Origin of the sequence: Streptomyces auratus, from assembly GCF_050433025.1 — a bacterium.
Lineage (GTDB): Bacteria > Actinomycetota > Actinomycetes > Streptomycetales > Streptomycetaceae > Streptomyces > Streptomyces sioyaensis.
The window spans coordinates 1468804-1490963 of record NZ_JBNGCB010000001.1 but is presented as its reverse complement, the minus strand read 5'-3'; the positions used below and the strand labels follow the sequence as shown (position 1 = coordinate 1490963).

The 22160-nt window shown below is 72.2% G+C and carries 24 protein-coding genes and 7 tRNA genes; 20 read left to right on the top strand and 11 right to left on the bottom strand.

All coding sequences use genetic code 11. The features are described 5' to 3' along the window. Positions 1-153 precede the first annotated feature (153 nt). Positions 154-1392, top strand: coding sequence for a uroporphyrinogen-III C-methyltransferase (cobA, locus tag BKA18_RS06320; RefSeq protein WP_006607521.1), 1239 nt, complete (start codon positions 154-156; stop codon positions 1390-1392). Between the two features lie 52 nt (positions 1393-1444). Continuing rightward, positions 1445-2263, top strand: a complete 819-nt coding sequence (locus tag BKA18_RS06315; RefSeq protein ID WP_096214484.1) for a TrmH family RNA methyltransferase — start codon at positions 1445-1447, stop codon at positions 2261-2263. Positions 2264-2426: 163 nt separating this feature from the next. Here the strand turns inward: BKA18_RS06315 and BKA18_RS06310 are convergent, their stop codons facing one another. Then, positions 2427-3761, bottom strand: a complete 1335-nt coding sequence (locus tag BKA18_RS06310) for a serine/threonine-protein kinase (RefSeq protein ID WP_366045291.1) — start codon at positions 3759-3761, stop codon at positions 2427-2429. Between the two features lie 609 nt (positions 3762-4370). Between BKA18_RS06310 and BKA18_RS06305 the strand changes: the two genes are divergently transcribed. From BKA18_RS06305 to BKA18_RS06295, 3 genes are all read left to right on the top strand, one after another. Continuing rightward, positions 4371-4580 (top strand): hypothetical protein, encoded by a 210-nt coding sequence (locus tag BKA18_RS06305; RefSeq protein ID WP_366045290.1) that lies wholly within the window; start codon positions 4371-4373, stop codon positions 4578-4580. Between the two features lie 230 nt (positions 4581-4810). Then, positions 4811-5818, top strand: coding sequence for a phosphotransferase (locus BKA18_RS06300; RefSeq protein WP_366045289.1), 1008 nt, complete (start codon positions 4811-4813; stop codon positions 5816-5818). Positions 5819-5892: 74 nt separating this feature from the next. Further along, positions 5893-6174 (top strand): TFIIB-type zinc ribbon-containing protein, encoded by a 282-nt coding sequence (locus BKA18_RS06295; protein WP_366045288.1) that lies wholly within the window; start codon positions 5893-5895, stop codon positions 6172-6174. Positions 6175-6238: 64 nt separating this feature from the next. Here the strand turns inward: BKA18_RS06295 and BKA18_RS06290 are convergent. The 5 genes from BKA18_RS06290 to BKA18_RS06270 all read right to left on the bottom strand — a co-directional run bounded on the left by BKA18_RS06290 (position 6239) and on the right by BKA18_RS06270 (position 6693). Then, positions 6239-6310, bottom strand: a tRNA-Val gene (locus tag BKA18_RS06290). 34 nt (positions 6311-6344) lie between these two features. Then, positions 6345-6416, bottom strand: a tRNA-Val gene (locus tag BKA18_RS06285). 22 nt (positions 6417-6438) lie between these two features. Beyond that, a tRNA-Val gene (locus BKA18_RS06280) sits at positions 6439-6510 on the bottom strand. 1 nt (position 6511) lies between these two features. Further along, a tRNA-Cys gene (locus BKA18_RS06275) sits at positions 6512-6585 on the bottom strand. A gap of 35 nt (positions 6586-6620) precedes the next feature. After that, a tRNA-Gly gene (locus BKA18_RS06270) sits at positions 6621-6693 on the bottom strand. A gap of 197 nt (positions 6694-6890) precedes the next feature. Between BKA18_RS06270 and BKA18_RS06265 the strand changes: the two genes are divergently transcribed. Genes BKA18_RS06265 through BKA18_RS06255 form a run of 3 tightly spaced genes read left to right on the top strand, consistent with a single transcriptional unit; the run spans position 6891 to position 9627 of the window. Continuing rightward, positions 6891-7940 carry a chorismate-binding protein gene (locus BKA18_RS06265; protein ID WP_366045394.1) on the top strand — a complete coding sequence of 350 codons (1050 nt, stop codon included), beginning with the start codon at positions 6891-6893 and terminating at the stop codon, positions 7938-7940. Continuing rightward, positions 7937-8761 carry an aminotransferase class IV gene (locus BKA18_RS06260; RefSeq protein WP_093482260.1) on the top strand — a complete coding sequence of 275 codons (825 nt, stop codon included), beginning with the start codon at positions 7937-7939 and terminating at the stop codon, positions 8759-8761. The genes BKA18_RS06265 and BKA18_RS06260 overlap by 4 nt, the downstream gene beginning before the upstream one ends. A 35-nt stretch (positions 8762-8796) precedes the next feature. Then, positions 8797-9627, top strand: a complete 831-nt coding sequence (locus BKA18_RS06255; protein WP_366045287.1) for a GNAT family N-acetyltransferase — start codon at positions 8797-8799, stop codon at positions 9625-9627. 26 nt (positions 9628-9653) lie between these two features. On the opposite strand, the gene BKA18_RS06250 is transcribed toward BKA18_RS06255, so the two are convergent. Beyond that, positions 9654-10184 (bottom strand): DsbA family protein, encoded by a 531-nt coding sequence (locus BKA18_RS06250; protein WP_366045286.1) that lies wholly within the window; start codon positions 10182-10184, stop codon positions 9654-9656. Positions 10185-10354: 170 nt separating this feature from the next. Here BKA18_RS06250 and BKA18_RS06245 point away from each other — a divergent pair, with 170 nt between their 5' ends. Further along, positions 10355-10816 carry a hypothetical protein gene (locus tag BKA18_RS06245; RefSeq protein WP_235449308.1) on the top strand — a complete coding sequence of 154 codons (462 nt, stop codon included), beginning with the start codon at positions 10355-10357 and terminating at the stop codon, positions 10814-10816. Between the two features lie 68 nt (positions 10817-10884). After that, positions 10885-11040 (top strand): hypothetical protein, encoded by a 156-nt coding sequence (locus BKA18_RS06240; protein ID WP_006607510.1) that lies wholly within the window; start codon positions 10885-10887, stop codon positions 11038-11040. A 57-nt stretch (positions 11041-11097) separates the two neighbouring features. Here BKA18_RS06240 and BKA18_RS06235 read toward each other — a convergent pair whose 3' ends face one another. Both BKA18_RS06235 and BKA18_RS06230 read right to left on the bottom strand, forming a co-directional pair. Continuing rightward, positions 11098-11664 carry a CGNR zinc finger domain-containing protein gene (locus tag BKA18_RS06235; protein WP_040901669.1) on the bottom strand — a complete coding sequence of 189 codons (567 nt, stop codon included), beginning with the start codon at positions 11662-11664 and terminating at the stop codon, positions 11098-11100. Positions 11665-11891: 227 nt separating this feature from the next. After that, positions 11892-12305 carry an SsgA family sporulation/cell division regulator gene (locus BKA18_RS06230; RefSeq protein ID WP_003959770.1) on the bottom strand — a complete coding sequence of 138 codons (414 nt, stop codon included), beginning with the start codon at positions 12303-12305 and terminating at the stop codon, positions 11892-11894. 190 nt (positions 12306-12495) lie between these two features. Here BKA18_RS06230 and BKA18_RS06225 point away from each other — a divergent pair, with 190 nt between their 5' ends. The 4 genes from BKA18_RS06225 (at position 12496) to BKA18_RS06210 (ending at position 13786) form a co-directional block, all read left to right on the top strand. Next, the gene (locus tag BKA18_RS06225; RefSeq protein ID WP_366045285.1) at positions 12496-12924 is read left to right on the top strand and encodes a TIGR02611 family protein; all 429 of its coding nucleotides are present in this window, start codon (positions 12496-12498) and stop codon (positions 12922-12924) included. 54 nt (positions 12925-12978) lie between these two features. Further along, positions 12979-13050: transfer RNA gene (locus tag BKA18_RS06220), tRNA-Val, on the top strand. Between the two features lie 86 nt (positions 13051-13136). Further along, positions 13137-13598: an SRPBCC family protein gene (locus BKA18_RS06215; protein ID WP_006607507.1), complete on the top strand. Its 462-nt coding sequence runs from the start codon at positions 13137-13139 to the stop codon at positions 13596-13598. A gap of 116 nt (positions 13599-13714) precedes the next feature. Then, positions 13715-13786: transfer RNA gene (locus tag BKA18_RS06210), tRNA-Val, on the top strand. Between the two features lie 115 nt (positions 13787-13901). Here BKA18_RS06210 and BKA18_RS06205 read toward each other — a convergent pair. Next, entirely contained in the window at positions 13902-14627 is a 726-nt protein-coding gene (locus tag BKA18_RS06205; RefSeq protein ID WP_006607506.1) for an exonuclease domain-containing protein, read from the bottom strand. 200 nt (positions 14628-14827) lie between these two features. Here BKA18_RS06205 and BKA18_RS06200 point away from each other — a divergent pair, with 200 nt between their 5' ends. The 3 genes from BKA18_RS06200 (at position 14828) to thrS (ending at position 18664) form a co-directional block, all read left to right on the top strand. Further along, positions 14828-15394, top strand: a complete 567-nt coding sequence (locus BKA18_RS06200) for a DUF4365 domain-containing protein (RefSeq protein WP_366045284.1) — start codon at positions 14828-14830, stop codon at positions 15392-15394. After that, entirely contained in the window at positions 15394-16572 is a 1179-nt protein-coding gene (locus tag BKA18_RS06195) for a hypothetical protein (RefSeq protein WP_366045283.1), read from the top strand. The genes BKA18_RS06200 and BKA18_RS06195 overlap by 1 nt, the downstream gene beginning before the upstream one ends. Before the next feature lie 112 nt (positions 16573-16684). Continuing rightward, a complete protein-coding gene (gene thrS / locus BKA18_RS06190) occupies positions 16685-18664 on the top strand; it encodes a threonine--tRNA ligase (RefSeq protein WP_366045282.1) in 1980 nt (659 codons plus the stop codon). Positions 18665-18729: 65 nt separating this feature from the next. Here the strand turns inward: thrS and BKA18_RS06185 are convergent, their stop codons facing one another. After that, on the bottom strand, positions 18730-19377 hold the full coding sequence (locus BKA18_RS06185) for a potassium channel family protein (protein WP_174244040.1): 648 nt from the start codon (positions 19375-19377) through the stop codon (positions 18730-18732). Positions 19378-19438: 61 nt separating this feature from the next. Here BKA18_RS06185 and BKA18_RS06180 point away from each other — a divergent pair, with 61 nt between their 5' ends. From BKA18_RS06180 to BKA18_RS06170, 3 genes are all read left to right on the top strand, one after another. Next, positions 19439-19996, top strand: coding sequence for an HIT family protein (locus tag BKA18_RS06180; protein WP_006607501.1), 558 nt, complete (start codon positions 19439-19441; stop codon positions 19994-19996). A gap of 125 nt (positions 19997-20121) precedes the next feature. Continuing rightward, positions 20122-20895, top strand: a complete 774-nt coding sequence (locus BKA18_RS06175) for a polysaccharide deacetylase family protein (protein ID WP_366045393.1) — start codon at positions 20122-20124, stop codon at positions 20893-20895. Continuing rightward, the gene (locus BKA18_RS06170; RefSeq protein ID WP_366045281.1) at positions 20895-22103 is read left to right on the top strand and encodes a YncE family protein; all 1209 of its coding nucleotides are present in this window, start codon (positions 20895-20897) and stop codon (positions 22101-22103) included. The genes BKA18_RS06175 and BKA18_RS06170 overlap by 1 nt, the downstream gene beginning before the upstream one ends. The last annotated feature ends 57 nt before the right edge of the window (positions 22104-22160 follow it).

Below are 22160 nucleotides of genomic sequence, written 5' to 3'. Positions count from 1 at the left end.
CCCCGCATGACCCCCGGCCCGCAGCCCCATAGGCTGTGGGCCGGGGCCTTACCCGCCACCCCGGCCGTACCACCTGATCACCAGCCGCTTCAGCGCCGCAGCGGCTTGGCCGGCCGTCGAAGTCGCCTCATCCGTACAAGGAGCCGTACCGCCATGGCTGAGCATGCCGCCGAACACGCCGCCTACCCCGTCGGACTGCGGCTCTCCGGCCGTCGGGTGGTCGTCCTCGGGGCCGGGCAGGTCGCCCAGCGCCGGCTGCCGTCGCTGCTCGCCGCGGGCGCCGACGTCCTGCTCATCTCCCCGTCCGCCACCCCCTCCGTCGAGGCGATGGCCGACGCCGGCGAGATCCGCTGGGAGCGCCGCCGCTACCAGGACGGCGACCTCGCCGACGCCTGGTACGCGCTGATCTCCACCGACGACCCCCAGGCCAACGCCGCCGCGTCCCAGGAGGCCGAGGACCGCCGGGTGTGGTGCGTACGCTCCGACGACGCCGAGGCGGCCACCGCCTGGACCCCGGCCACCGGCCGCAGCGAGGGCGTCACCGTCGCCGTGCTCACCGGCCGCGACCCGCGCCGCTCCGCCGCCGTACGCGATGCGATCGTCGAGGGCCTGCGGGAGGGCAGCATCGCCGCTCCGCACCACCGCCGCCCGCACACCCCGGGTGTGGCGCTGGTCGGCGGCGGCCCCGGCGACCCCGATCTGATCACCGTCCGCGGCCGCCGACTGCTCGCCGAGGCGGACGTGGTGATCGCCGACCGGCTCGGCCCCCGCGACCTGCTCGCCGAACTCCCGCCGCATGTCCAGGTGATCGACGCCGCAAAGATCCCCTACGGCCGTTTCATGGCACAGGAGGCGATCAACCAGGCGCTGATCGAGCACGCCAAGGCGGGCAAGGCCGTGGTCCGGCTCAAGGGCGGCGACCCGTTCGTCTTCGGCCGCGGCATGGAAGAGGCCCAGGCGCTCGCCGACGCCGGGATCCCCTGCACGGTCGTCCCCGGGATCTCCAGCACCATCTCCGTGCCCGCTGCCGCCGGTATCCCCGTCACCCACCGCGGCGTCGCCCACGAGTTCACCGTCGTCAGCGGCCATGTCGCCCCCGACGACGAGCGCTCCCTCGTGGACTGGCCCTCGCTCGCCAGCCTGCGCGGCACCCTCGTCGTCCTGATGGGCGTCGAGAACAGTGGCGCCATCGCCGCCAAGCTCATCGAGCACGGCCGCGCCGCCGACACCCCGGCCGCCGTCATCCAGGAGGGCACCACCGCCGCACAGCGCCGGGTCGACGCCACCCTCGGCACGCTCGGCGAGACCGTACGGGCCGAGGGCGTACGCCCCCCTGCGGTCATCGTGATCGGCGAGGTCGTCACCGTCGCCCCCGCCCCCACCCGCAGGTAAACCGGTCCCGTACGCGGCTCGGGCCCCCGACACCGACGAAGGCACTCTCCCCGTGGCAGAAATCATCACCGTCGACGACCCGGACGACCCCCGGCTGGCCGACTACACCGGCCTGACCGACGTCGAACTGCGGCGCCGGCGCGAGCCCGCCGAAGGGCTCTTCATCGCCGAGGGCGAGAAGGTCATCCGGCGCGCCCGGCACGCCGGCTACCGGATGCGCTCGATGCTGCTCTCGGCGAAGTGGGTCGACGTCATGCGCGATGTCATCGACGAGATCCCGGCACCGGTCTACGCCGTCAGCCCGGACCTCGCCGAGCGGGTGACGGGCTATCACGTCCACCGCGGCGCCCTGGCCTCCATGCAACGCAAGCCGCTCCCCCCGGCCGGTGACATCCTGGCCGGGGCCCGGCGCATCGTGGTGATGGAGGCGGTCAACGACCACACCAACATCGGCGCGATCTTCCGCAGCGCGGCGGCCCTGGGCATGGACGCGGTGCTGCTCTCCCCGGACTGCGCCGATCCGCTCTACCGCCGCTCGGTGAAGGTCTCCATGGGCGCGGTGTTCTCCGTGCCCTACGCCCGCCTGGAGAGCTGGCCGAGGGACCTCGCCGCCGTACGGGAAGCGGGCTTCAAGCTGCTCGCACTGACCCCGGCCGAGAAGGCCACCGCCCTCGACGAGGCCGCCCCGCACACCCTGGAGCGCGCCGCCCTGATGCTGGGCGCGGAGGGCGGCGGCCTGAGCACCGGTGCGCTGCGGGCCGCCGACGAATGGGTCCGCATCCCGATGGCGCACGGCGTGGACTCGCTCAACGTCGGAGCGGCCGCCGCGGTGGCGTTCTATGCGGTGGCGACGGGCCGGCCGGAGTCCTGACCCGCCTGAGGCCGGCCAACGGCCACCGGCGGCCAGCCACCGGCCAGCCGGAGATGGCCTGACGGAATGCTGCTGAGGGGGATACCTCTCGACGGGAACATCTCCCCGGGAATAACTCCCCGGCCCCGCCGAGTTGTGGCCCCACAGGGGGCGCCCGCATCCCCTAGGGGATCTGTTCCCCCGCCCCCCAGGGCCCGTCCGCGCCCGCGCCCCCGTACGAGGCGACCGGCGCCGGCCGCTCCACGCCCAGCCCGCTGGTCGGCCCCTGACACCCCTGTGCGGCCGCGATACCCAGCGCCACCAGCAGCGTCACCACGAAGAACACGATGATGCGCTGACGCAGCAGCCGGCGGTCGGGACCGGGCCGGCGCCCGCCCGAGGTCGTCCGCACCGGAGTACGTGCACCGTTTCGCCCCGGCGGACGGGCGGCCGGGGCACCCCGAGCGGCGCGCCCGCCGGTCCGCGGCCCCTTCCCCGCGGCCGAGGCCGGCCCGGACGGCCGGGCGGCCGCGTCACGGGGCGCATGCGGCCGCGGAGTGCTCCCCCCGGTCCGCCGCTCGGTGCGCTGCCGCGCGTACTCCTCGGCCCGCCGGCCGGTCGGCCGCTCCGAGAGGCGGCGCTCGGCCTGTTCCCAGCCGCCCCCCGTCCCGCCCTCCAGGGGGCCGCCCGACAGCCCGTGCGCCTCACGGGCGGCGATCTCCTTGAGCCGCAGCGACAGCGACAGGGTGCTGGGGCGGTCCGCCGGATCCTTGGCCAGACACGAGGCCAGCAGCGGCGCCAGGGCATCCGGCACCCCGGCCAGCTGCGCCTCCTCGTGGACCACGCGGTAGAGCATGACCTCCGAACTTCCCTGCCCAAAGGGGGAGTCCGCGGTGCAGGCGTAGGCGAGGGTGGCGCCCAGCGCGAAGATGTCCGTCGCCGGGGTCACGGCGGCCCCGCGCACCTGCTCCGGCGCCAGAAAGCCCGGCGAGCCGACGGCCGTGCCCACATGCGTCAGCGTGCTGGCGCCGGTCGCCCAGGCGATACCGAAGTCGATGATCCGCGGGCCCTTGGGCGACAGCAGAATGTTGGACGGCTTCAGATCGCGGTGCACCACGCCCGCGTCATGTACGGCCAGCAGCCCCTCGGACAGCGCGGCGCCGACGGAGGCGACCTGCGCGGGGGACAGCGGCCCCTCCTCGTTGACCCTGTCGTGCAGCGAGGGGCCCGGGACGTACTGCGTGGCGAACCACGGCCGGTCCGCGTCGAGATCGGCCGCCACCAGCCGCGCCGTACAGCCGCCGCGGATCCGCCGGGCGGCCGACACCTCGCGCGCGAACCGCGAACGGAACTCCTGATCCTCCGCCAGATCCGGCCGGATCACCTTCAGCGCCACTCGCTGCCCGCGTTTGTCCGAGCCGAGATAGACCACGCCCATCCCGCCCGCGCCCAGCCGACGGTGCAGCCGGAACGTCCCGACGACACGCGGGTCCTCGCGTCGGAGCCGCATCATCGCCATGTCCGTCCCCTACCTGCGGTGGGGAGCCCCCTCCGCTGCCAACCGTCTGACGTGGCACAGCTTACGGATTGACGGCTCGCTGTGCGCAGAGGCCGCGCATGCGTCGGCCGCCGGATTGTCCGTGGCCGGTGCGGATTCCGCAGCACAGGGGCGGAATCGGGCCCGGCCCCGCCCGGCTTCGCGCCGGACCTCCCAAAGATCCCTCGCAGCAGGAGAATTGACATGATGAAGGGTGATCGGGCCCGGTTGGTGAGGGATGCCGGGGATACGGTCCCGGCCGGAAAACGGCGGCGGGCGGGGCAGCGGGACGGGCCGGCGGCGCCGGGTGCGGGGGAGCGGCCGGCGTGAGCGAGGTCACCCTCAGGAGTGCGTGCGCCGCCGCATTTCGACGGTACCCCTCGGGGATGCCCCCCAGGTCCTGGACGTGTCTCTCCACCCAGGGGAGTACGTGCAGTCCGGTTTCGTCATCCTCCCGGAGGCCGACGAATCGGTACGACGGCATGACGCCCGCCGCCGGCCCACTGCCTACTGTGGTGTTCAAGCGGCGGGCGCAGCACTCGTCCCCCGAGGTCAGACGCCCGCCGCCCCAGAGACGACGGGAGCGGGACGATGGCAGAGACCTCAGGACGGACGGCCCTTCGGGCGCAGGGCCGCCGGGCCGCCGCGGCGCTCGAGGGCCGGCAGTCCTCCGGCACTCGCCACCCCCTCGTCGCGGTGGCCATGGCGCTGCCGCTGGCGTTCCTTCTCGCCGTCGTCTTCGGCGGCTGGGAAGCCGTCATGACACAGGCGTCGTCCGTGGTCGGAATGCTGGGGCGCTGAACGGCGCCCCAGGACCCGGGAGAGCGGCCCGGGACGGCTGATCACCCCGTGGGGACGGGGGGTACGGCGGACGGCACGACGGCCGGGCATCTGGGGAGATGCCCGGCCATCGGGTTTTCCGGCCGCCGCCCGGTCCGGCAGCCCGTGGCCCGCGTACGATCCCAGGCCGGGCCGCACGGCCCGTACCGCCACCCACGGCGCATCCGGCCCGCACGGGACTCGGGGGAACGATGACCGCACCACTGCTCGCCCGCCTGGCCGCCCTCACCGCGGCAGACGCCCCGGGCGGCACCCCGGACACCGCCCCCGAGGTGCTGGCCGACCGCCCCGACGGCACCGTCGTCCGCAGCGGCCGCACGGTCGCCAAGGCCCACGCCCCCGACGGCGACCCGCACGACCTGGCCGCCCGGCTGCGGATCGCCGCCCACCCCCTACTGCACGGCATCCTGCTGCCCCCGCTCCCCGTCACCGCCCCCGACGGCCTCCTCATCCGCACCGACGGCGGCCGGGCCCTCACCCGCTGGCCCTACGGCAGCCCGGTCCCGCCGGACGACCCCGACGCCGCGCCCTGGGAGGACGCCGCCCGCCTGCTGGCGCGTCTGCACTCCGTCGACCCGCGCCAACTCCCCGGCCCCGTGCCGCCGATGCGCGGTCCCGCCAAGGCCGCCCGCGCCCTTGCTCGCCTGCGTACCGCCCTGGCCCCCGCCGGCGGCCCGCCCTCCGCGCCCGGCGCCGGACCGCTGCCCGCGGCCGCCGCGGCCATCGCGCGCGCCGGGGACCTGCTGCCGCCCTGGGCCCGGGGCGCGGCCCCACCACCGCGCGCCGGGACCCTGTGCCACGGCGATCTGCACCTGGGCCAGCTGGTCCGCCACCCGGCCCCCGACGGCCCCTGGCTCCTCATCGACATCGACGACCTGGGCCTGGGCGACGGCGCCTGGGACCTGGCCCGCCCCGCCGCCTGGTTCGCCACCGGCCTGCTCGCCCCCGACGTCTGGACGCGCTTCCTGGCCGCCTACCGCGCCGCCGGCGGCCGCGCCGTCCGTCCCGCCGGCGACCCCTGGCCCGACCTGGAGATTCCCGCCCGCGCTCTGACCGTGCAGACCGCCGCCCGCGCCGTCGCCAAGGTCGTCGGCGCCGCCCGCCGGCTGGACGAGGCGGAGACCGCGCTGGTCGACGCCTGTGCCCGGATGGCGCCTCTGCCGCAGCACTTGGCGCCTGACGGGCCCGTCGTAGGGTGAACCCCGCGCCGCCGGGAGGCCGTTCCGCAGGCGCCGCAGCGAGCAGTGCCGGATGAGAAGGAGTGAAGCCGACGATGCAGTGCCCCAAGTGCCATGCACCGATGCACACATACCAGCGCAATGGCGTCCAGATCGAGCAGTGCGCCGGCTGCCGGGGGATCTTCCTGGACTACGGCGAGCTGGAGGCGCTGAGCCGGCTCGAAGCGCAGTGGATCCAGCAGCCCCCGCCGCCGCCCGCCCCGCAGGTCTACCCGCCCGCCCCCGCCTGGGGAGCCCCGCACCAGAGCCACCACGGACACCACGGACACCACGGTCATCACCACCGCAGCTTCGGCCACATGCTCTTCTCGTCCTGAGCGCTCTTGTTCCGAAAAACGCCCGAGGGCCGGAGCGATGTGCTCCGGCCCTCGGGATCAGGTGTGGACGATACTGGGATTGAACCAGTGACCTCTTCCGTGTCAGGGAAGCGCTCTCCCGCTGAGCTAATCGTCCTCGGGACCGCGGATCACGAAGATCCGCAGCTGCGTGCGCGATACTGGGATTGAACCAGTGACCTCTTCCGTGTCAGGGAAGCGCTCTCCCGCTGAGCTAATCGCGCGGGGCCCGGTGAAGCCGGGCAGTGGACGATACTGGGATTGAACCAGTGACCTCTTCCGTGTCAGGGAAGCGCTCTCCCGCTGAGCTAATCGTCCTTGGAGGTGGAGACGGGATTTGAACCCGTGTAGACGGCTTTGCAGGCCGTTGCCTCGCCTCTCGGCCACTCCACCAGGAGTGAGGGGGTTCGGGAAGATCCCCCACATCGAGCGGACGACGAGACTCGAACTCGCGACATCCACCTTGGCAAGGTGGTGCTCTACCAACTGAGCTACGTCCGCAGGTGTCTCTCCCAGGCTACGTCCGGGAGCTACTCCGCCTCCGGCGGCGCTTCCGCGTCCCGGCGACGTGTTGAACTCTAGCGGATTCCGGGGCCAGTACAAAAACGCGTTTGTGCAGCGTGCTGCGCCGGGCCGCCCGGCACAGGCGGGGTCCGGGCCGCCGCCATAGACTCGCTGACGTGCACGACTTCGCTCCCATGGCCCGCTTCGGCGGCCTGATAGCCACCGACCTGCGCGATGTGACCAGTGATCCCGCGGCGCTGGACTCCTCGGGCTGGTGGGCGGTGGCCGCCGACTTCGAGGGCGCCGTGGTCTGCGCCCGCTTCGGCGACGTACGACCGGCCACCGCGGCGGACGAGCCCGCGCCAGGCGGCTGGCGCGGCCCCGTACCCGGCGCCTGGACCAGTTCCCTGGACCGGGACGCCTATACCGGCGGCGTACGGCGCATCCGTGAACACATCGCGGCCGGCGATGTCTACCAGGTGAATCTCTGCCGGGTCCTGACCGCGCCGCTGCCCGATCCCGCCCGCGTCGACGTGGACGCGCTGTCCGCCGTGCTGGCCCGCGGAAACCCGGCGCCGTACGCGGGCACGATCCGGCTGCCCGGGCACGGCGTCGAGATCGCCAGCGCCTCCCCGGAGCTGTATCTGCGGCGCGACGGCCGCACCGTCGCTTCCGGGCCGATCAAGGGCACCGGCCGGACCGCGGCCGACCTCTCGGAGAAGGACCGGGCGGAGAACGTGATGATCGTGGACCTGGTCCGCAATGATCTCGGCCGGGTCTGCGCCACCGGGACCGTCACCGTCCCGGCACTGTGCGCCGTCGAGGAGCACCCCGGCCTCGTCCACCTCGTCTCCACGGTGCGCGGTGAACTGGCCGAGGAGAACGAGAAGACCGCCTGGGCGGATCTGCTGGACGCCACCTTCCCGCCCGGGTCGGTCACCGGCGCCCCCAAGTCCAGCGCACTGCGGATCATCGACGAGCTGGAGACCGCGCCCCGCGGCCCGTACTGCGGAGGCATCGGCTGGGTCGATGCGGACCGCCGCACCGGTGAGCTCGCGGTCGGCATCCGGACGTTCTGGATCGACCGCACCATGCCCGGCGGACCGGTGCTGCGCTTCGGGGCCGGCGCGGGGATCATCTGGGACTCCGATCCGGAGCGGGAGTGGGCGGAGACGGAGTTGAAGGCGCGCAGGCTGCTCGCGGTAGCGTCGGGCGCGCACGAGGCGACTGGAGGTACGCGATGAAGATCTGGCTCGACGGAGCACTGCAGGAGGCCGCCGGCGCCCGGGTCTCGGTCTTCGACCACGGGCTGACGGTCGGCGACGGGGTCTTCGAGACCATCAAGGCCGAGCACGGCCGCGCCTTCGCCCTCACCCGCCATCTGGAGCGGCTGACCACCTCCGCCCGCGGACTCGGCCTGCCCGATCCCGATCTCGACGAGGTACGGCGCGGCTGCGCGGCGGTCCTCGACGCCAACCCGATGGCCCTCGGCCGGCTGCGGCTCACCTACACCGGCGGCGTCTCCCCGCTCGGCTCGGACCGCGGCGACGCCGGTCCGACGCTGGTCATCGCGCTGTCCGAGACCGCACGCCGCCCCGACGGCACGGCCGCCGTCACCGTCCCGTGGACCCGCAACGAACGCGGCGCGCTCACCGGCCTGAAGACCACCTCGTACGGCGAGAACGTCGTCGCCCTGGCCCGCGCACGGGAACAGGGCGCCTCCGAGGCGCTGTTCGCCAACACCGTGGGCGCGCTCTGCGAGGGCACCGGCTCCAACGTCTTCGTCGTCCTGGACGGCGAACTGCACACCCCGCCACTGCACTCCGGCTGTCTGGCGGGCATCACCCGGGCCCTGACGATCAGCTGGGCCGGCGCCAAGGAGACCGATCTGCCGTTGGACGCCCTGGAGCGGGCCGAGGAGATCTTCCTGACCTCCACCCTGCGCGACGTCCAGGCCGTCACCCGGATCGACGGCCGCCAACTCGCCGACGGCCCCGGCCCGGTGACCGCCGAAGCCATGCGGATCTTCGACGAGCAGTCGGCCGCCGACTTCGATCCGCGGTGATGACGGGAGCGCGCGCGGGCGAGTAGAAAGTCCGGGTGACCACAACGCTGCGCCCCGCGGGACCGGAAGAACGGCACGACGACGGGGGCCGGGCCCGCCCCTACGACATCTGCGTCAACAGCCGCCGGGTCGGCGGGATCCGGCTGACGACCGACGCCCGGTTCGGCCCGACGGCCGGGCGGATCGCGGACCTGGGCATCGACGCAGCGGACCGGCACCGCGGCCGCGCCACGGTCGCCGCGCTCGCCGCCGAGGAAGTGCTGCGCGGCTGGGGCTGCCGGCAGATCGAGCTGACCGTCCCGGCCGGCGCCGCGGCCGCCCGGCGGCTCGCGGCGACGCTGGGCTACACCGAGCGCAGCCGCACGATGAGCAAGTCCCTCGCCGGGGCGCCCCGGCTGCCCGAGGGCAGCAGTGACCGGGCGCTGAGCGAGGAGGAGTACCCGGCCTGGCGGGAGGCCGCGCTCGCCGAGCACCTCCGTACGCAGCTGGCCCAGGGGATGCCCCGGGCGCGCGCCGAGGAGGCCTCGGCGGCCGGCCATCGCGCCCTGCTTCCCGACGGCGTCGCCACGCCCTACCAGGCGCTGCGCATCCTGACCCACGGCGGCGCGGACGTCGGCAGTATCTGGGTCGCCCTGCGGATGCCGGAACAGCCCGGCGGCTATGTGGTCGATGTGCAGGTCGCGCCCGGACACCGCGGGCAGGGGCACGGCCGCACCCTGATGCTGGTCGCCGAGCGCGAGAGCCTCGCCGCCGGCCGCACCACCCTCGGGCTGAACGTCTACGCGGACAACGCGCCCGCGCTCGGCCTCTACACCTCGCTGGGCTACCGGCCCACCGGCTATCTGCTCTGGAAGCCGATCCTGTGACGGAGCCCGGCGGGCCCCGCCAAGGCTCAGCCCTGCTCGGCCAGCAGCCGGTCGGCGATCTCCTCGATACGGGCCCGCAGCCCCTCCTGGCTCGTGCCGCCGTCCAGCCGCTCGCCGCCGATCACATACGTCGGGGTCCCGGTCACCCCGATCGCCTTGCCCTCGGCCTGGTCCGCGTCGACGATCAGCAGGTGCCGCCCGTCGATCAGCGCGGTGTCCAGCTCCTCGGCGTCCAGCCCGAGCTCCCCGGCGACCTCCAGCAGCAGCTTCTCGCCGCGCTGGGCGAGCTCCTCGCTGCGTGCCAGCACCGCCTCGATGTACGGCCAGCCCTGCCCCTGCTCGATGGCCTCCTCGGCGGCCTGCGCGGCGACGTAGGCGTGCTTGTGCTTGGCCAGCGGGAAGTGGCGCAGCCGGATGTCCAGCCGGTCGCCGTAGTGCGCCCGCAGCGCCCGCAGGTCCTCCAGGGCGGCGTGGCAGTCGGGGCACTGCAGTTCGCACCACACGTCCAGAACGGGGCGGACGGAAGGCGTGGCGGCAGAGCTGGTGGCGTCGTTCATGGGAGTCAGTCTTCCAGCCCTCCGGCCGGTGCCCGAACCGGGACCTGCGAAGGAGCCCGACCCCGAGATGTCCCTGAGGCCGTACCGGAACATGGTCCGTACGGCCCCGGACAAGGCAGGATGGAAGGGAGCAGACTGCCTGCTCACCCATCCATCGGCAGGAGGACCGGATGCTGACCTCGACCGTCTGTGCCGCGGTGTCGGCAGCGGGCCTGGGCATCGCCGCGATCACGGCATACCGCAAGCGGTTCCTGGCCGCGACCCGCATCGCCGCCTTTTCCCTGATCCCCATCGGCCTGGTGATGACCGGCGTCATCGACTGGGTCACCGGCATCGTCTTCAAGCCCACGGTCTGGGCCGGCTTCGGCCTGCTCGCGCTCTCGTTCGTGCTGTTCATGCTCAGCCGGGCCGCGGAGCGCCGCAGGGGCGGGATCGGCAGCCGCAAGGAGCGCAAGGCCGCCGCGGCCGCCCAGCCCGACGCGGTGGCCCCGGCCGCCTCCGCCCCCTCCCTCGGCGCGGGCCGGGCCGCCGCGCAGCCGGCCGCCAAGGGGAAGGCCGCACCGGACAAGGCCGGCGCCCCCAAGGATGACTTCTCGGACATCGAAGCGATCCTGAAAAAGCACGGGATCTGATGAACTACCGCCGCTGAGGCGCCGATCGGGCGCGCTCAGACGATCATCTGCGTCATGATGCGCGCGAGATGAACGATGAGTGCGCCCTCGCCCAAGACGACGCCCCGTCCCCCGAACCGCGCGGTTGCCTGTTCGCGCTGTCCCAGCCGCCGCTGATGCTCTTCCTGGCCGTCATCGGCTTTCTGCTCCTCCTCGGAGCCGTACACGACCTCTACATCCTGTGAGGCCGTCCGGTGCGCCGCGGACCAGGGCCGATCCGGCCAGGGCCCCGCGGCGGGGGCTCAGCCCGCGGCCTCCCGCCGTCGTGCCCGGTAGGCCGCGACATGCAGCCGGTTGCCGCAGGTACGGCTGTCGCAGTAGCGCCGGGAGCGGTTGCGGGAGAGGTCGACGAAGGCATGCCGGCAGTCCGGCGCCTCACAGCGCCGCAGCCGCTCGCGCTCCCCGGCGACGACGATGAACGCCAGCGCCATCCCGCCGTCCGCGGCCAGATGCTCGGCGACCGAGGCGCCCGGCGCGAAGTAGTGGACGTGCCAGTCGTACCCGTCGTGATCGGTCAGTCGCGGGGTGGTGCCGGCCGAGGCGACCAGCGAGTTCAGCTGTTCGGCCGCGGTGCGGTCGTCCCCGGCCGCGAAGATCTGCGCGAACCGCTCCCGCAGGGACCGTACGGCCGTCAGATCGCCCGCACCGAGCGTGCCCACGTCGCTGATGTCGTTGCGCCGGACGAACTCCCCGAGGGCCGCGAGATCGGTCAGGCTGTCGGGCGCCCCGGGCTCTTCGCCCTCCGGCGCGGTGTTCAGCAGGTCGACGACCGCGTCCAGTGCGCACCGGGTGTCATGGGTGATCATCACGGTTCCGCTCCCTGGCAGGGTGGGGCCGGACGGGTGCCGCCCCTGGTGTGGTGGCCGAATGGTCGCCGACTCTAGCGCCTCGAACAAGCTTCAGCGCCGACTCCGCGGTGGGTCCGCGGCGACGACGCCGAAGTGTGCCGTATGAACTTGTCGGTCCTGCGCCGTCTCCCCGAGTCGGACGGGCGCAAGTGTGAGCGGGTGAGTGCTTTCGGTAACCGGTCTGCGTCTCAGCTCTCCGCGAGGATGTGCGAGAGCTCGGTGTCGAGATCGAAATGCCGGTGCTCCGTACCGGGCGGTACGGCGGCATCGGTCCTTTTGAGGAACGACTCGAGAGCCCGCGCGGGCGCCTCGAGCAGGGCCTCGCCCTCCGGGGAGCTCAGGGCGATGCACACAACGCCCTGTCCGTGGCTCCGGGACGGCCATACGCGGACGTCTCCGGTGCCCGTGGGCCGGTGCAGGCCCTCGGCGAGGAGGTCGCGGGCGAAAACCCATTCGACGGTCTCCTCGGCTCCGGTGTGGAAGGTGGCATGCACGGCGTAGGGATCGGCCGTGTCATACCGCAGGCCCGCGGGTACAGGCAGTGAGGACTCGCTCGACACAACGAGGCGCAGGTGCAGCTCGCAGCTGACCGTGGTGTTCATAAGCGCCAGGGCCTTTCGCTCAGTGTGCGCTCGGGGATTCGCACGTCGGCGAAATCGACATGCCACCTACGGTGCCGTTGTAAACCCCTCTGACGGTTTTGGGTAGCTTCAGGTACCTCTTCCGGCGGATTGCGAGATCGTCCTCGTCGGTAATTCCGGCGAACCCGCACCTTCCGGTAAGTTTGAGGCCATGAATACGCAGAGTAACGGGGGGTCGGGAATCGTGGAGGAGGACGCTCCGGCCGGGCAGCCGCTCGGTTCGAGAGCGCCGCACTTCATCAAGCGCTCCCGGCCCCTGCACATGAGCTGGCAGGTCGGAGTCTTCGTCGTCGGGCTCGCGGTCGTCGTGGCCGGCGTGATCATGCTGCCGCTGCCCGGACCGGGCTGGCTGGTGATCTTCGGCGGTCTTGCGATCTGGGCGACGGAGTTCGTCTGGGCCCAGCTGGTGCTGCGCTGGACCAAGCGCAAGGTCACCGAAGCGGCACAGAAGGCGCTGGACCCCAAGGTGCGCCGGCGCAACATCCTGCTGACCGCCACCGGCGTGGTGGTCATTGCGGTGGCGCTCGGGGCCTATGTGTGGCAGTTCGGCTTCGCGGTGCCGTGGCACGTTCCCGAGTGACCGGGAAATGGTCGGAAGTGCCCGTCGGCGTGGGGTAATGTTGGCGATGCGCCCGGGCGATTAGCTCAGTGGGAGAGCGCTTCGTTCACACCGAAGAGGTCACTGGTTCGAACCCAGTATCGCCCACCCCGGACGACGGCCCGGAGACTCCAAGTCTCCGGGCCGTCGCGGTTGTTGGCCGGGTGCGCCGCCCGGGGGCGCACACTGGGATCATGTCCGACTGGTCACGCCGTCTGCACCGCTACCGCTTCCGCACCGTCTGGCTGCTGCCCGCGACGCCCACCGTCGTCTATGCGGTCCTCGAACGTGCCGAGGCCTACCCCTGCTGGTGGCCGCAGGTCCGCGCGGTGACCCCGCTCGACGACCGCAGCGGGATCGCCCGGTTCCGGTCGCTGCTGCCGTACGACCTGACGGTGGTGGCGAGCGAGCGGGTGCGCGACCCCGGCAGGGGCGTGCTGGAGACGGCGCTGCGCGGGGACCTGGCCGGCTGGGCGCGCTGGACGGTCGTCCCCGGGGCGGGCGGCACCCGCGTCGTCTTCGAGCAGGACGTCGAGCTCTGCAAGCCGCTGCTGCGGCGGTTCGCGCTGCTGGGGCGGCCGGCGTTCCTCGCCAATCATGCGCTGATGATGCGGGCCGGGCGGCGCGGCCTGGCCGCCTGGCTGGCCCGTGGATGAGCGGCGCCCCTCGCCCCGGAGGGCGGCGCCGGGGCCCCGATGAACAGGAATTTGATGCCGGGCCCGGGCGGCCTGTATTGTTCTGCTCGTTCGAGCGGGAAGCCCCGCCGACACCCGGGCGATTAGCTCAGTGGGAGAGCGCTTCGTTCACACCGAAGAGGTCACTGGTTCGAACCCAGTATCGCCCACCGGGATCAAGAACCGGGCCGCCAAAAAGCGGTCCGGTTCTTTTTGTTGGAGAACGCCGTGCGGGAATTCCGCCCGGCCCTTTGCCGGCCGGCCCCGGAAATTGCTGATGAGCAATCAGGCCGCGGCGGGGAGGTCGGGACGCAGCGGCCAGTGCGGATCGACGGACTCGGGATTGCCGCTGCGGGCGAACCACGCTTCCAGTCCGCGCGCCTGTGCCGCGTGCCAGACCGCCTGGCGGGTGTGCAGCTCCGCCGGCTGGAGCCCGTCCAGGCGGTCGGCGAAGCGGTGGCCCAGGGCCCGGACAACCCGCAGTGCGGCGAGTGCGTCGGCGGCCGCCTCATGGGCGTCGGTCAGCTCGACCTCGTAATGCGCACACAGGTCGGTGAGCGTACGGCGGCCCTTGCGATAGCGGTCCAGGTGCTTGTCGAGGACCCGGGGGTCCAGGACGCGCAGTGGATGGCCGCCCAGGTAGGCGTCGAGCGAGCTGGCGCGATGTCGCCTCAGCTCGCGCTGCAGGAGGGTGAGATCGAACGGGGCGTTCATCACGACCAGCGGGCGGCCGGCCACCGACTGCGCGGCCAGGGCGCGCGCGACCTCCTCCAGCACCGGCGCCGGCCAGCGGCCGTGCAGCGCGAGATGGTCGGCCGTCAGGCCGTGCACCGCCGTCGCGGCCTCGGGTATCTCCACGCCCGGGTTGATCAGCCAGCGGGTGACCCGGGGCGCGGAACGCGGGGTCTCCTGGACCACCAGGGCCGCGGAGACGATGCGGTCCCGCTCCACGTCGATGCCCGTGGTCTCGGTGTCGAAGGCGGCAAGCGGACCGTCATACCAACACGGCATCATCCCAACTCCTCGCGCTCGTACGGCGGATGACGTGCGCGTCATCCGAGCTGGTGATACCCGAGCGGCCCGGCCGTCGAACCGCCTTTGTTTGCGAACCACTTGACGGGGAGACAACCAGAGGGACGGGCCGGCGCGGATTTTGCCCGCTCCCCGTCATCCACACGCATCGATCGGCACAGCCCGGAAGGCCTTGAGCGATGACGCTCGCGCAGCCCGAACCGGGCGGGCTGCTGCCCCCGCGGGTCACCCCGCAGCGCGGCGGACTCGCCACCACTGCCTGTATGGAGACCCTTCAGGTGGGGTATCTGCACGCGGTCGCCGCCGCCTCCGGGTGCTCGCTGGCGCAGCCCTTCCCGGACAACGGAATCGACTGGCACGTCAGCCATGGCGCGTCCGGCCACACCGTCGACGACGAGGTCACCATCAAGGTGCAGCTCAAGTGCACCTACCAGACCGCACCCCGCCCGCCGGGGCCCACCTTCGCCTTCACCCTCGACAACGACCATCTGGTCAAGCTGGCCCGAACCCCCGTCTCCGTGCACAAGATCCTGGTCGTGATGCTGGCCCCGCGGACCCGAGAGGACTGGCTGCGGGCCTCGCACGACCGTCTCGAACTGCGGCACTGCTGTTACTGGATCAATCTGGCCGGCCACCCGGTGACCGGCCGGCGCAGGACCACTGTGCGGATTTCGACCGCGCGGATCTTCGACGACCGAGCGCTCTGCGAGATCATGACGCGGGTCGGGGCGGGAGGGAGACCCTGATGTACCGGCCGACCGACGATCACGATGCGCGGCTGCTGGATCCCGCGCAGCTCGACCCGGCGGTGCTCGGTGCGCTGCTGGCGCGGCACGGCTGGCGGCGCCGGGGCGGGGCCGCCGGGCATTACGCCCGGTGGACTCCGCCCGGCGGCGCGGCCGGCACCAGCCTGCTGGTGCCGCACGACCGCCGCTTCCCCGACAGTGGGGAGCTGCTCGCGGAGGCGCTGGCGGCGCTGGCGCAGAGCGCCGCGCCCTCGGCCCGCGAGGTGCTGATGGGGCTCGCGGTGCCCAGTGACGAGGTGCGCTGGGAGCGGGAGGTCCCCGACGGGGGCTCGGGGGCCGCGCACTGGGTGGCGCAGGAGCAGCTGCGCGGGGCGGCCCGCTCGATGCTGGTCGCCGGGGCGCTGGGGACGTACGGCCGGGCCGGCTACTACGGCGCGCGGCACCGCCTTCAGGTCGAGGGGTTCCTGGGGGACGTGCTGGTCGGCCCGGCCGTGGCGGGTCGCCGGCTGACCGCGTTCGTCCCGGTACGCGGCGGGCGCGGGGCGGTCGCCGGGCTCCAGCGGGCGCTGCACGCGGCCCGGGACGCCACCGACTACCAGCGGGCCACCGGCGGGATGGAGGCTTTCGACGCGGCCGTCGAACTGGGCGTCTGCCATGAGCTGGTCCAGGCGCTGATCGCGCTGGTGCGGGATGCGGAGGGGGCGCGGATCTCGGTCGAGTGGTCACCGGCGGCCGGCGCCCCGGCCGGCTGTCCGGCCCGCCCCGAAGCGGTGGAGTTCTCGCCCGGCGATCTGCCCGCGCTGCAGCAGGCCGGCCAGCGCTATGTGCGCGCGGAGCCGTCGCTTCCGGTGCGGGTGACCGGCGCGGTGGTACGGCTGCGCAGGGAGCGGCCGGGCGGTCCCGGCACGGTGCGGCTGCGGGTGATCACCGGGGCGGATGTGGTGCAGGTGCGGGTCGCGCTGGGGGAGGAGGACTACCGCATCGCCGGGCACGCGCATCTGGTGGGGCTGCCGGTCCGGGTGACCGGGCGGCTGGAGAGCCGGGGCGGATTCCGCCGGATCACCGGTGGCCGTGATGTCACGCCCGTACAGGTCGACGAGGCCGAGCGGGACCGGCTGCTGAAGTCGCTCCAGGAGAATCTCGACTTCTTCGAGGAGGCCTGCGGCGCGGAGGACTGAGCGCCCGCGCGCCGGGGTGGTGAAACCGTTTCGCGGTCCGGTCCGGCGGCTCGGTACGATTCTGCTGCGCAGCAATCGCTGACGCGAAAGAGACATGAGTCAGGAGAGACCGGTGTCAGACGTCCGTGTGACCGTCCAACGCGATTCCGAGCGGGAAGAACGCGTGGTGACCACGGGGACTACGGCCGCCGACCTCTTCCAGGGCGAGCGCAGCGTCGTCGCCGCGCGGGTGGCCGGAGAGCTGAAGGACCTGGCGTACGAGATCGCCGACGGCGACGCGGTCGAGCCCGTCGAGATCACCTCTGAAGACGGTCTGAACATCCTGCGGCACTCCACCGCGCATGTGATGGCGCAGGCCGTGCAGGAGCTGTTCCCGGAGGCGAAGCTCGGCATCGGGCCGCCCATCAAGGACGGCTTCTACTACGACTTCGACGTCGAGACCCCCTTCCACCCGGACGATCTCAAGCGCATCGAGAAGAAGATGCAGGAGATCCAGAAGCGCGGGCAGAAGTTCGCGCGCCGGGCGGTCAGCGATGACGCCGCGCGCGAGGAGCTGGCGGACGAGCCGTACAAGCTCGAACTGATCGGACTCAAGGGCTCCGCCGCGGACGCCGCCGAGGGTGCCTCCGCCGAGGTCGGCGCCGGCGAGCTGACCATGTACGACAACCTCGACGCCAAGACCGGCGACCTGTGCTGGAAGGACCTCTGCCGGGGCCCGCACCTGCCCAGTACCCGCGCCATCCCGGCGTTCAAGCTGATGCGCTCGGCCGCCGCGTACTGGCGCGGCAGTGAGAAGAACAAGCAGCTGCAGCGGATCTACGGCACCGCCTGGCCGACCAAGGACGAGCTCAAGGCGCATCTGGAGTTCCTCGCCGAGGCCGAGAAGCGGGATCACCGCAAGCTGGGGTCCGAGCTCGATCTGTTCTCCATCCCGGAGGTCCTCGGCTCGGGCCTGGCCGTCTTCCACCCCAAGGGCGGCGTCATCCGCAAGGTGATGGAGGACTACGCCCGCAAGCGGCACGAGGAGTCGGGCTACGAGTTCGTCAACACCCCGCACATCTCCAAGCAGAAGCTCTTCGAGATCTCGGGGCATCTGCCGAGCTATGCGGACGCGATGTTCCCGCCGGTGCAGTTCGAGGGCCAGGACTACCGCCTCAAGGCGATGAACTGCCCGATGCACAACCTGATCTTCCAGGCGCGCGGCCGCTCCTACCGCGAACTGCCCCTGCGCCTCTTCGAGTTCGGCACGGTCTACCGCTACGAGAAGTCCGGAGTGGTCCACGGCCTCACCCGTGCCCGCGGCTTCACCCAGGACGACTCGCACATCTACTGCTCCAAGGAGCAGATGCCCGAGGAGCTGGACTCGCTCCTGACCTTCGTGCTGGACCTGCTGCGCGACTACGGCCTGAGCGACTTCTACCTGGAGCTGTCCACCCGCGACGAGTCCGAGAAGTTCATCGGTGAGGCCGAGGAGTGGGAGGAGGCCACCGAGACGCTGCGCCAGGCCGCCGAGAAGCAGAACCTGGAGCTGGTCATGGACCCGGGCGGCGCCGCCTACTACGGTCCCAAGATCTCCGTGCAGGCCAAGGACGCCATCGGCCGTACCTGGCAGATGTCGACCATCCAGGTCGACTTCCAGCAGCCCAAGCGCTTCGAGCTGGAGTACACCTCGGCCGACGGCTCCAAGCAGCGTCCGGTCATGATCCACCGCGCGCTGTTCGGCTCGATCGAGCGGTTCTTCGCGGTGCTGCTGGAGCACTACGCGGGCGCGTTCCCGGCATGGCTGGCGCCGGTCCAGGCGACCTGCATCCCGATCGGCGACGCGCATGTGCCGTATCTCCAGGAGTTCGCCGCGCAGGCGAAGGCCCAGGGGCTGCGGATCGAGGTGGACGCCTCGTCGGACCGGATGCAGAAGAAGATCCGCAACGCGCAGAAGTCCAAGGTCCCGTTCATGATCATCGCCGGTGACGAGGACATGGAGGCCGGCGCGGTCTCCTTCCGCTACCGCGACGGATCCCAGAAGAACGGCATTCCGCGGGACGCGGCGATCGCCGAGATCCTGGACGTCGTGGAGCGCCGCGCCCAGGTGTGACGCACGGTAGGTGCGCGCGGGGCCCCGGAGAGCGATCCGCTCCCCGGGGCCCCGTCATCTGTCGGTCATCTCTCGCCGTCCTGTCGGAAGCGGCGCAGCAGCCAGGACGAGAAGGAGCCCACCACCGCCCCGACCAGCGCCACCCCGACGAACATCAGCGCCACCGCCTCCACCCGGCCGCGCGGGGTGACCGGGGTGGCGTCCCCGTACCCCGTCGTCGTCAGGGTCGAGCAGGCCCACCACACGGCGTCCCCGAAGGTGTGGATGTTCGCGCCCGGGGCGGCGCGCTCGTCGTGGTAGACGGCCAGGCTGGCCGCGAAGCCCAGCAGCAGCGAGGTGAGCCCGGTGTACACCATCACCCGCGCTTCGAGCACGAGTCGCGGATGGTCCCGGCGCCGCTGCATCCGCTCGTGCAGGTCGACGATCCGCAGCGGCCGCAGCAGGGGCAGCACGGTCACGATCAGGTCCAGCCAGTGGGTGCGCAGAAAGTGCCGGCGGTCGTCGCTGAACGCCAGCCGCGCCAGATATTCGACGACGAAGAAGCTCCAGGTGACGTCGGTGACCAGCTCCCACCAGGTCTGCCAGCCGGGGGAGAGGTCGGGGACCAGGACCCGGACCGCGTAGGAGGTGAGGAAGAGGAGCGAGGCGGCAAGGAGGTACGGCTGGGCGGTCTGCTCCCAGTCCCACAGCCGCTGCTCCCTGTCCACCGGCACAGCATCGCGGAGCGGGGGGTGCCCGGCGCCCCAACGACACGGTGCCAATGGGCGACGCCATATGCTGGCCCGTATGACAAGCGAGCCGGAGCAGCAGATCGGAGTCGGGACGCAGGACGCCTTCCAGCGCCTGTGGACGCCCCACCGGATGGCCTACATCCAGGGGGAGAACAAGCCGAGCGGCCCGGGCGCCGGCGACGGCTGCCCGTTCTGCACGATCCCCGAGAAATCGGACGAGGACGGCCTCGTGATCGCGCGCGGTGAGCATGTCTACGCGGTGCTGAACCTGTACCCGTACAACGGCGGTCACCTCATGATCGTCCCGTTCCGGCACGTCGCCGACTACCTCGATCTGGACGGTCCGGAGACCGCTGAGCTCGCCGAATTCACCAAGCGGGCGATGACCGCGCTGCGTACCGCCTCCGGGGCGCACGGCTTCAACATCGGGATGAACCAGGGCACGGTCGCCGGCGCCGGGATCGCGGCCCACCTCCACCAGCACGTCGTCCCGCGCTGGGGCGGTGACACCAACTTCATGCCGGTGGTCGGCCACACCAAGGTGCTGCCCCAACTCCTCGCCGACACACGGGCGATGCTCGCCGCCGCCTGGCCCGCGTAAGGCGGCGGCGCCTCGTCCGGGACCGCCGTCCGAGGCGACACGCACCAGGGCGAATCGGATAGATCGCCCCAATTCCGATTAATTGCCCCTCTAATGGGGTGGTGACTTCCCTAGATCGCCGCTCCGTGCTGCGCGCGGCCGCCTCGGCGGCCGCCGCCGGTGCGCTCGTGGCGGGCTGCGACCCGGTCCGGGACGAGGACCCCGGCGCCCGGCACGCCCGCCGGGCGAGCCCTTCCGGGGAGGGCCATCCCGTGCCCGCCCCGGTGCATGCCGCCCGGCCGCCGACCCGGGTGCCCGGTCTGCCCGTGGAGATCGCGCACGGGCCGCGCACCGGCCATGCGGTCGCGCTGACCTTCCACGGCAGGGGCGACCCCACGCTGGCCAGGGCGCTGCTGGGCGAGGCCGAGCGGGCCGGTGCCCGGGTCACCGTGCTCGCCATCGGCGACTGGCTCGACGAGCATCCCGCGATGGCCCGCCGGGTGCTCGACGGCGGCCATGAGCTGGGCAACCACACCATGCACCACCGCAACATCTGCGCCCTGCCGGCCGCCGAGGCATACGCCGAGATCAGCCAGTGTGCGGACCGGCTGCGCGCGCTCACCGGGACCATCGGCAGCTGGTTCCGCCCCTCACAGGCCCAGCGGGCCACGGATCTGGTGACCCGGCTGGCCCGCAAGGCCGGCTATCCGCATGTCCTGTCCTACGACGTGGACTCCCACGATGCCGACGACCCCGGTGCCCCGGCCGTCCAGCGCACGGTTCTGGACTCGGTCGCACCGGGCTCGGTTGTGAGCCTCCACCTCGGGCACGCCGGCACGGTGGCCGCGCTGCCCCCGATCCTCGACGGCCTCCGCCGGCGCGGACTGCGCGCGGTGACGACAACGGAGCTAGTGACGTGATGGCTGACCGGACCCGTACCCACCACCATCGGATCCTGCGCGCGCGCCACCGGGCCGCCGCGCTGCTCGCCGTGGCCGCCGCGCTGCTGGCGGCGGGTTGCGGGGGCGGTGACAAGGCCGGCCCCTCCGCGCACAGTCAGCGGCCGGTCGAACGGGTGCCGCTCAAGGCCGCCAGGAACGGCCTGCCGGGGATGCCGCCGCTGCTGGACGCACACGACCTCTACGCAGCGGACCGGCCGGGCCTGTTGTCCCCGCAGGTCAAGGACTTCCCCTCGCGGATCTACGTCCCCAACACCGGGTCCGACACGGTCAGCGTCATCGACCCGAAGACGTACAAGGTCATCGAGACCATTCCGGTGGGCATCCAGCCGCAGCATGTGGTGCCCTCCTGGGACCTGAAGACCCTCTGGGTGAACAACAACCGGGGGCATGACCTCATCCCGATCGACCCCGCCACCGGCAAGGCCGGCGAGCCCGTCAGGGTCCACGACCCGTACAACCTCTACTTCACGCCCAACGGGAAGTACGCGATCGTGATGGCCTCGATGGACCGTCAGCTGGTCTTCCGTGACCCGCACACCATGGAGGTCCGCAAAGTGCTCCCGGTGCCCTGCGGCGGCGTCAACCACGCCGACTTCTCGCCGGACGGGCGGTACTTCATCGTCTCCTGCGAGTTCTCCGGCGAACTGCTCAAGGTCGACACCGAGAAGATGAAGGTGATCGGTCAGGAGAAGCTGCCGTTCGAGGGGGCGATGCCCCAGGACGTCAAGATCTCCCCGGACGGCAAGACCTGGTACATCGCCGACATGATGGCCGACGGCATCTGGGTCATGAACGGCGACGCGTTCGACCGGCCGAGGCTGATGCCGACCGGCAAGGGCGCACACGGCCTCTACGTCAGCCGCGACTCGCGGTACATGTACATCTCCAACCGGGGCGAGGGCTCCGTCTCCCTGCTGGACTTCAAGACCGGCGAACTCGTCGACAAGTGGCACATCCGCGGCGGCGGCAGCCCTGACATGGGCGGTCTGTCCACCGACGGCAAGGTCCTGTGGCTGTCCGGCCGCTACAACTCCGAGGTCTATGCGCTGGACACCCGTACCGGCAAGACCCTCGCCAAGATCCCCGTCGGCCAGGGCCCGCACGGTCTGGCCGTCTATCCGCAACCGGGACGGTACTCCCTGGGACACACCGGGATCTTCCGCTAGCGGCGGACGGCCGGACCCCGCGCGTACGGCCGGATCTTCGGGGGCCCGGCCGTATCC

Coding starts and splice junctions, on each gene's coding strand:
- BKA18_RS06180 (WP_006607501.1), top strand. CDS start 19,439: ATGCTGGCCCGTATGACAAGCGAGCCGGAGCAGCAGATCGGAGTCGGG.
- BKA18_RS06305 (WP_366045290.1), top strand. CDS start 4,371: ATGGCAGAGACCTCAGGACGGACGGCCCTTCGGGCGCAGGGCCGCCGG.
- BKA18_RS06170 (WP_366045281.1), top strand. CDS start 20,895: ATGGCTGACCGGACCCGTACCCACCACCATCGGATCCTGCGCGCGCGC.
- BKA18_RS06200 (WP_366045284.1), top strand. CDS start 14,828: ATGACGCTCGCGCAGCCCGAACCGGGCGGGCTGCTGCCCCCGCGGGTC.
- BKA18_RS06215 (WP_006607507.1), top strand. CDS start 13,137: ATGTCCGACTGGTCACGCCGTCTGCACCGCTACCGCTTCCGCACCGTC.
- BKA18_RS06310 (WP_366045291.1), bottom strand. CDS start 3,761: ATGGCGATGATGCGGCTCCGACGCGAGGACCCGCGTGTCGTCGGGACG.
- BKA18_RS06295 (WP_366045288.1), top strand. CDS start 5,893: ATGCAGTGCCCCAAGTGCCATGCACCGATGCACACATACCAGCGCAAT.
- cobA (WP_006607521.1), top strand. CDS start 154: ATGGCTGAGCATGCCGCCGAACACGCCGCCTACCCCGTCGGACTGCGG.
- BKA18_RS06265 (WP_366045394.1), top strand. CDS start 6,891: ATGGCCCGCTTCGGCGGCCTGATAGCCACCGACCTGCGCGATGTGACC.
- BKA18_RS06245 (WP_235449308.1), top strand. CDS start 10,355: ATGCTGACCTCGACCGTCTGTGCCGCGGTGTCGGCAGCGGGCCTGGGC.
- BKA18_RS06205 (WP_006607506.1), bottom strand. CDS start 14,627: ATGCCGTGTTGGTATGACGGTCCGCTTGCCGCCTTCGACACCGAGACC.
- BKA18_RS06240 (WP_006607510.1), top strand. CDS start 10,885: ATGAACGATGAGTGCGCCCTCGCCCAAGACGACGCCCCGTCCCCCGAA.
- BKA18_RS06260 (WP_093482260.1), top strand. CDS start 7,937: ATGAAGATCTGGCTCGACGGAGCACTGCAGGAGGCCGCCGGCGCCCGG.
- BKA18_RS06250 (WP_366045286.1), bottom strand. CDS start 10,184: ATGAACGACGCCACCAGCTCTGCCGCCACGCCTTCCGTCCGCCCCGTT.
- BKA18_RS06195 (WP_366045283.1), top strand. CDS start 15,394: ATGTACCGGCCGACCGACGATCACGATGCGCGGCTGCTGGATCCCGCG.
- BKA18_RS06230 (WP_003959770.1), bottom strand. CDS start 12,305: ATGAACACCACGGTCAGCTGCGAGCTGCACCTGCGCCTCGTTGTGTCG.
- BKA18_RS06225 (WP_366045285.1), top strand. CDS start 12,496: ATGAATACGCAGAGTAACGGGGGGTCGGGAATCGTGGAGGAGGACGCT.
- BKA18_RS06300 (WP_366045289.1), top strand. CDS start 4,811: ATGACCGCACCACTGCTCGCCCGCCTGGCCGCCCTCACCGCGGCAGAC.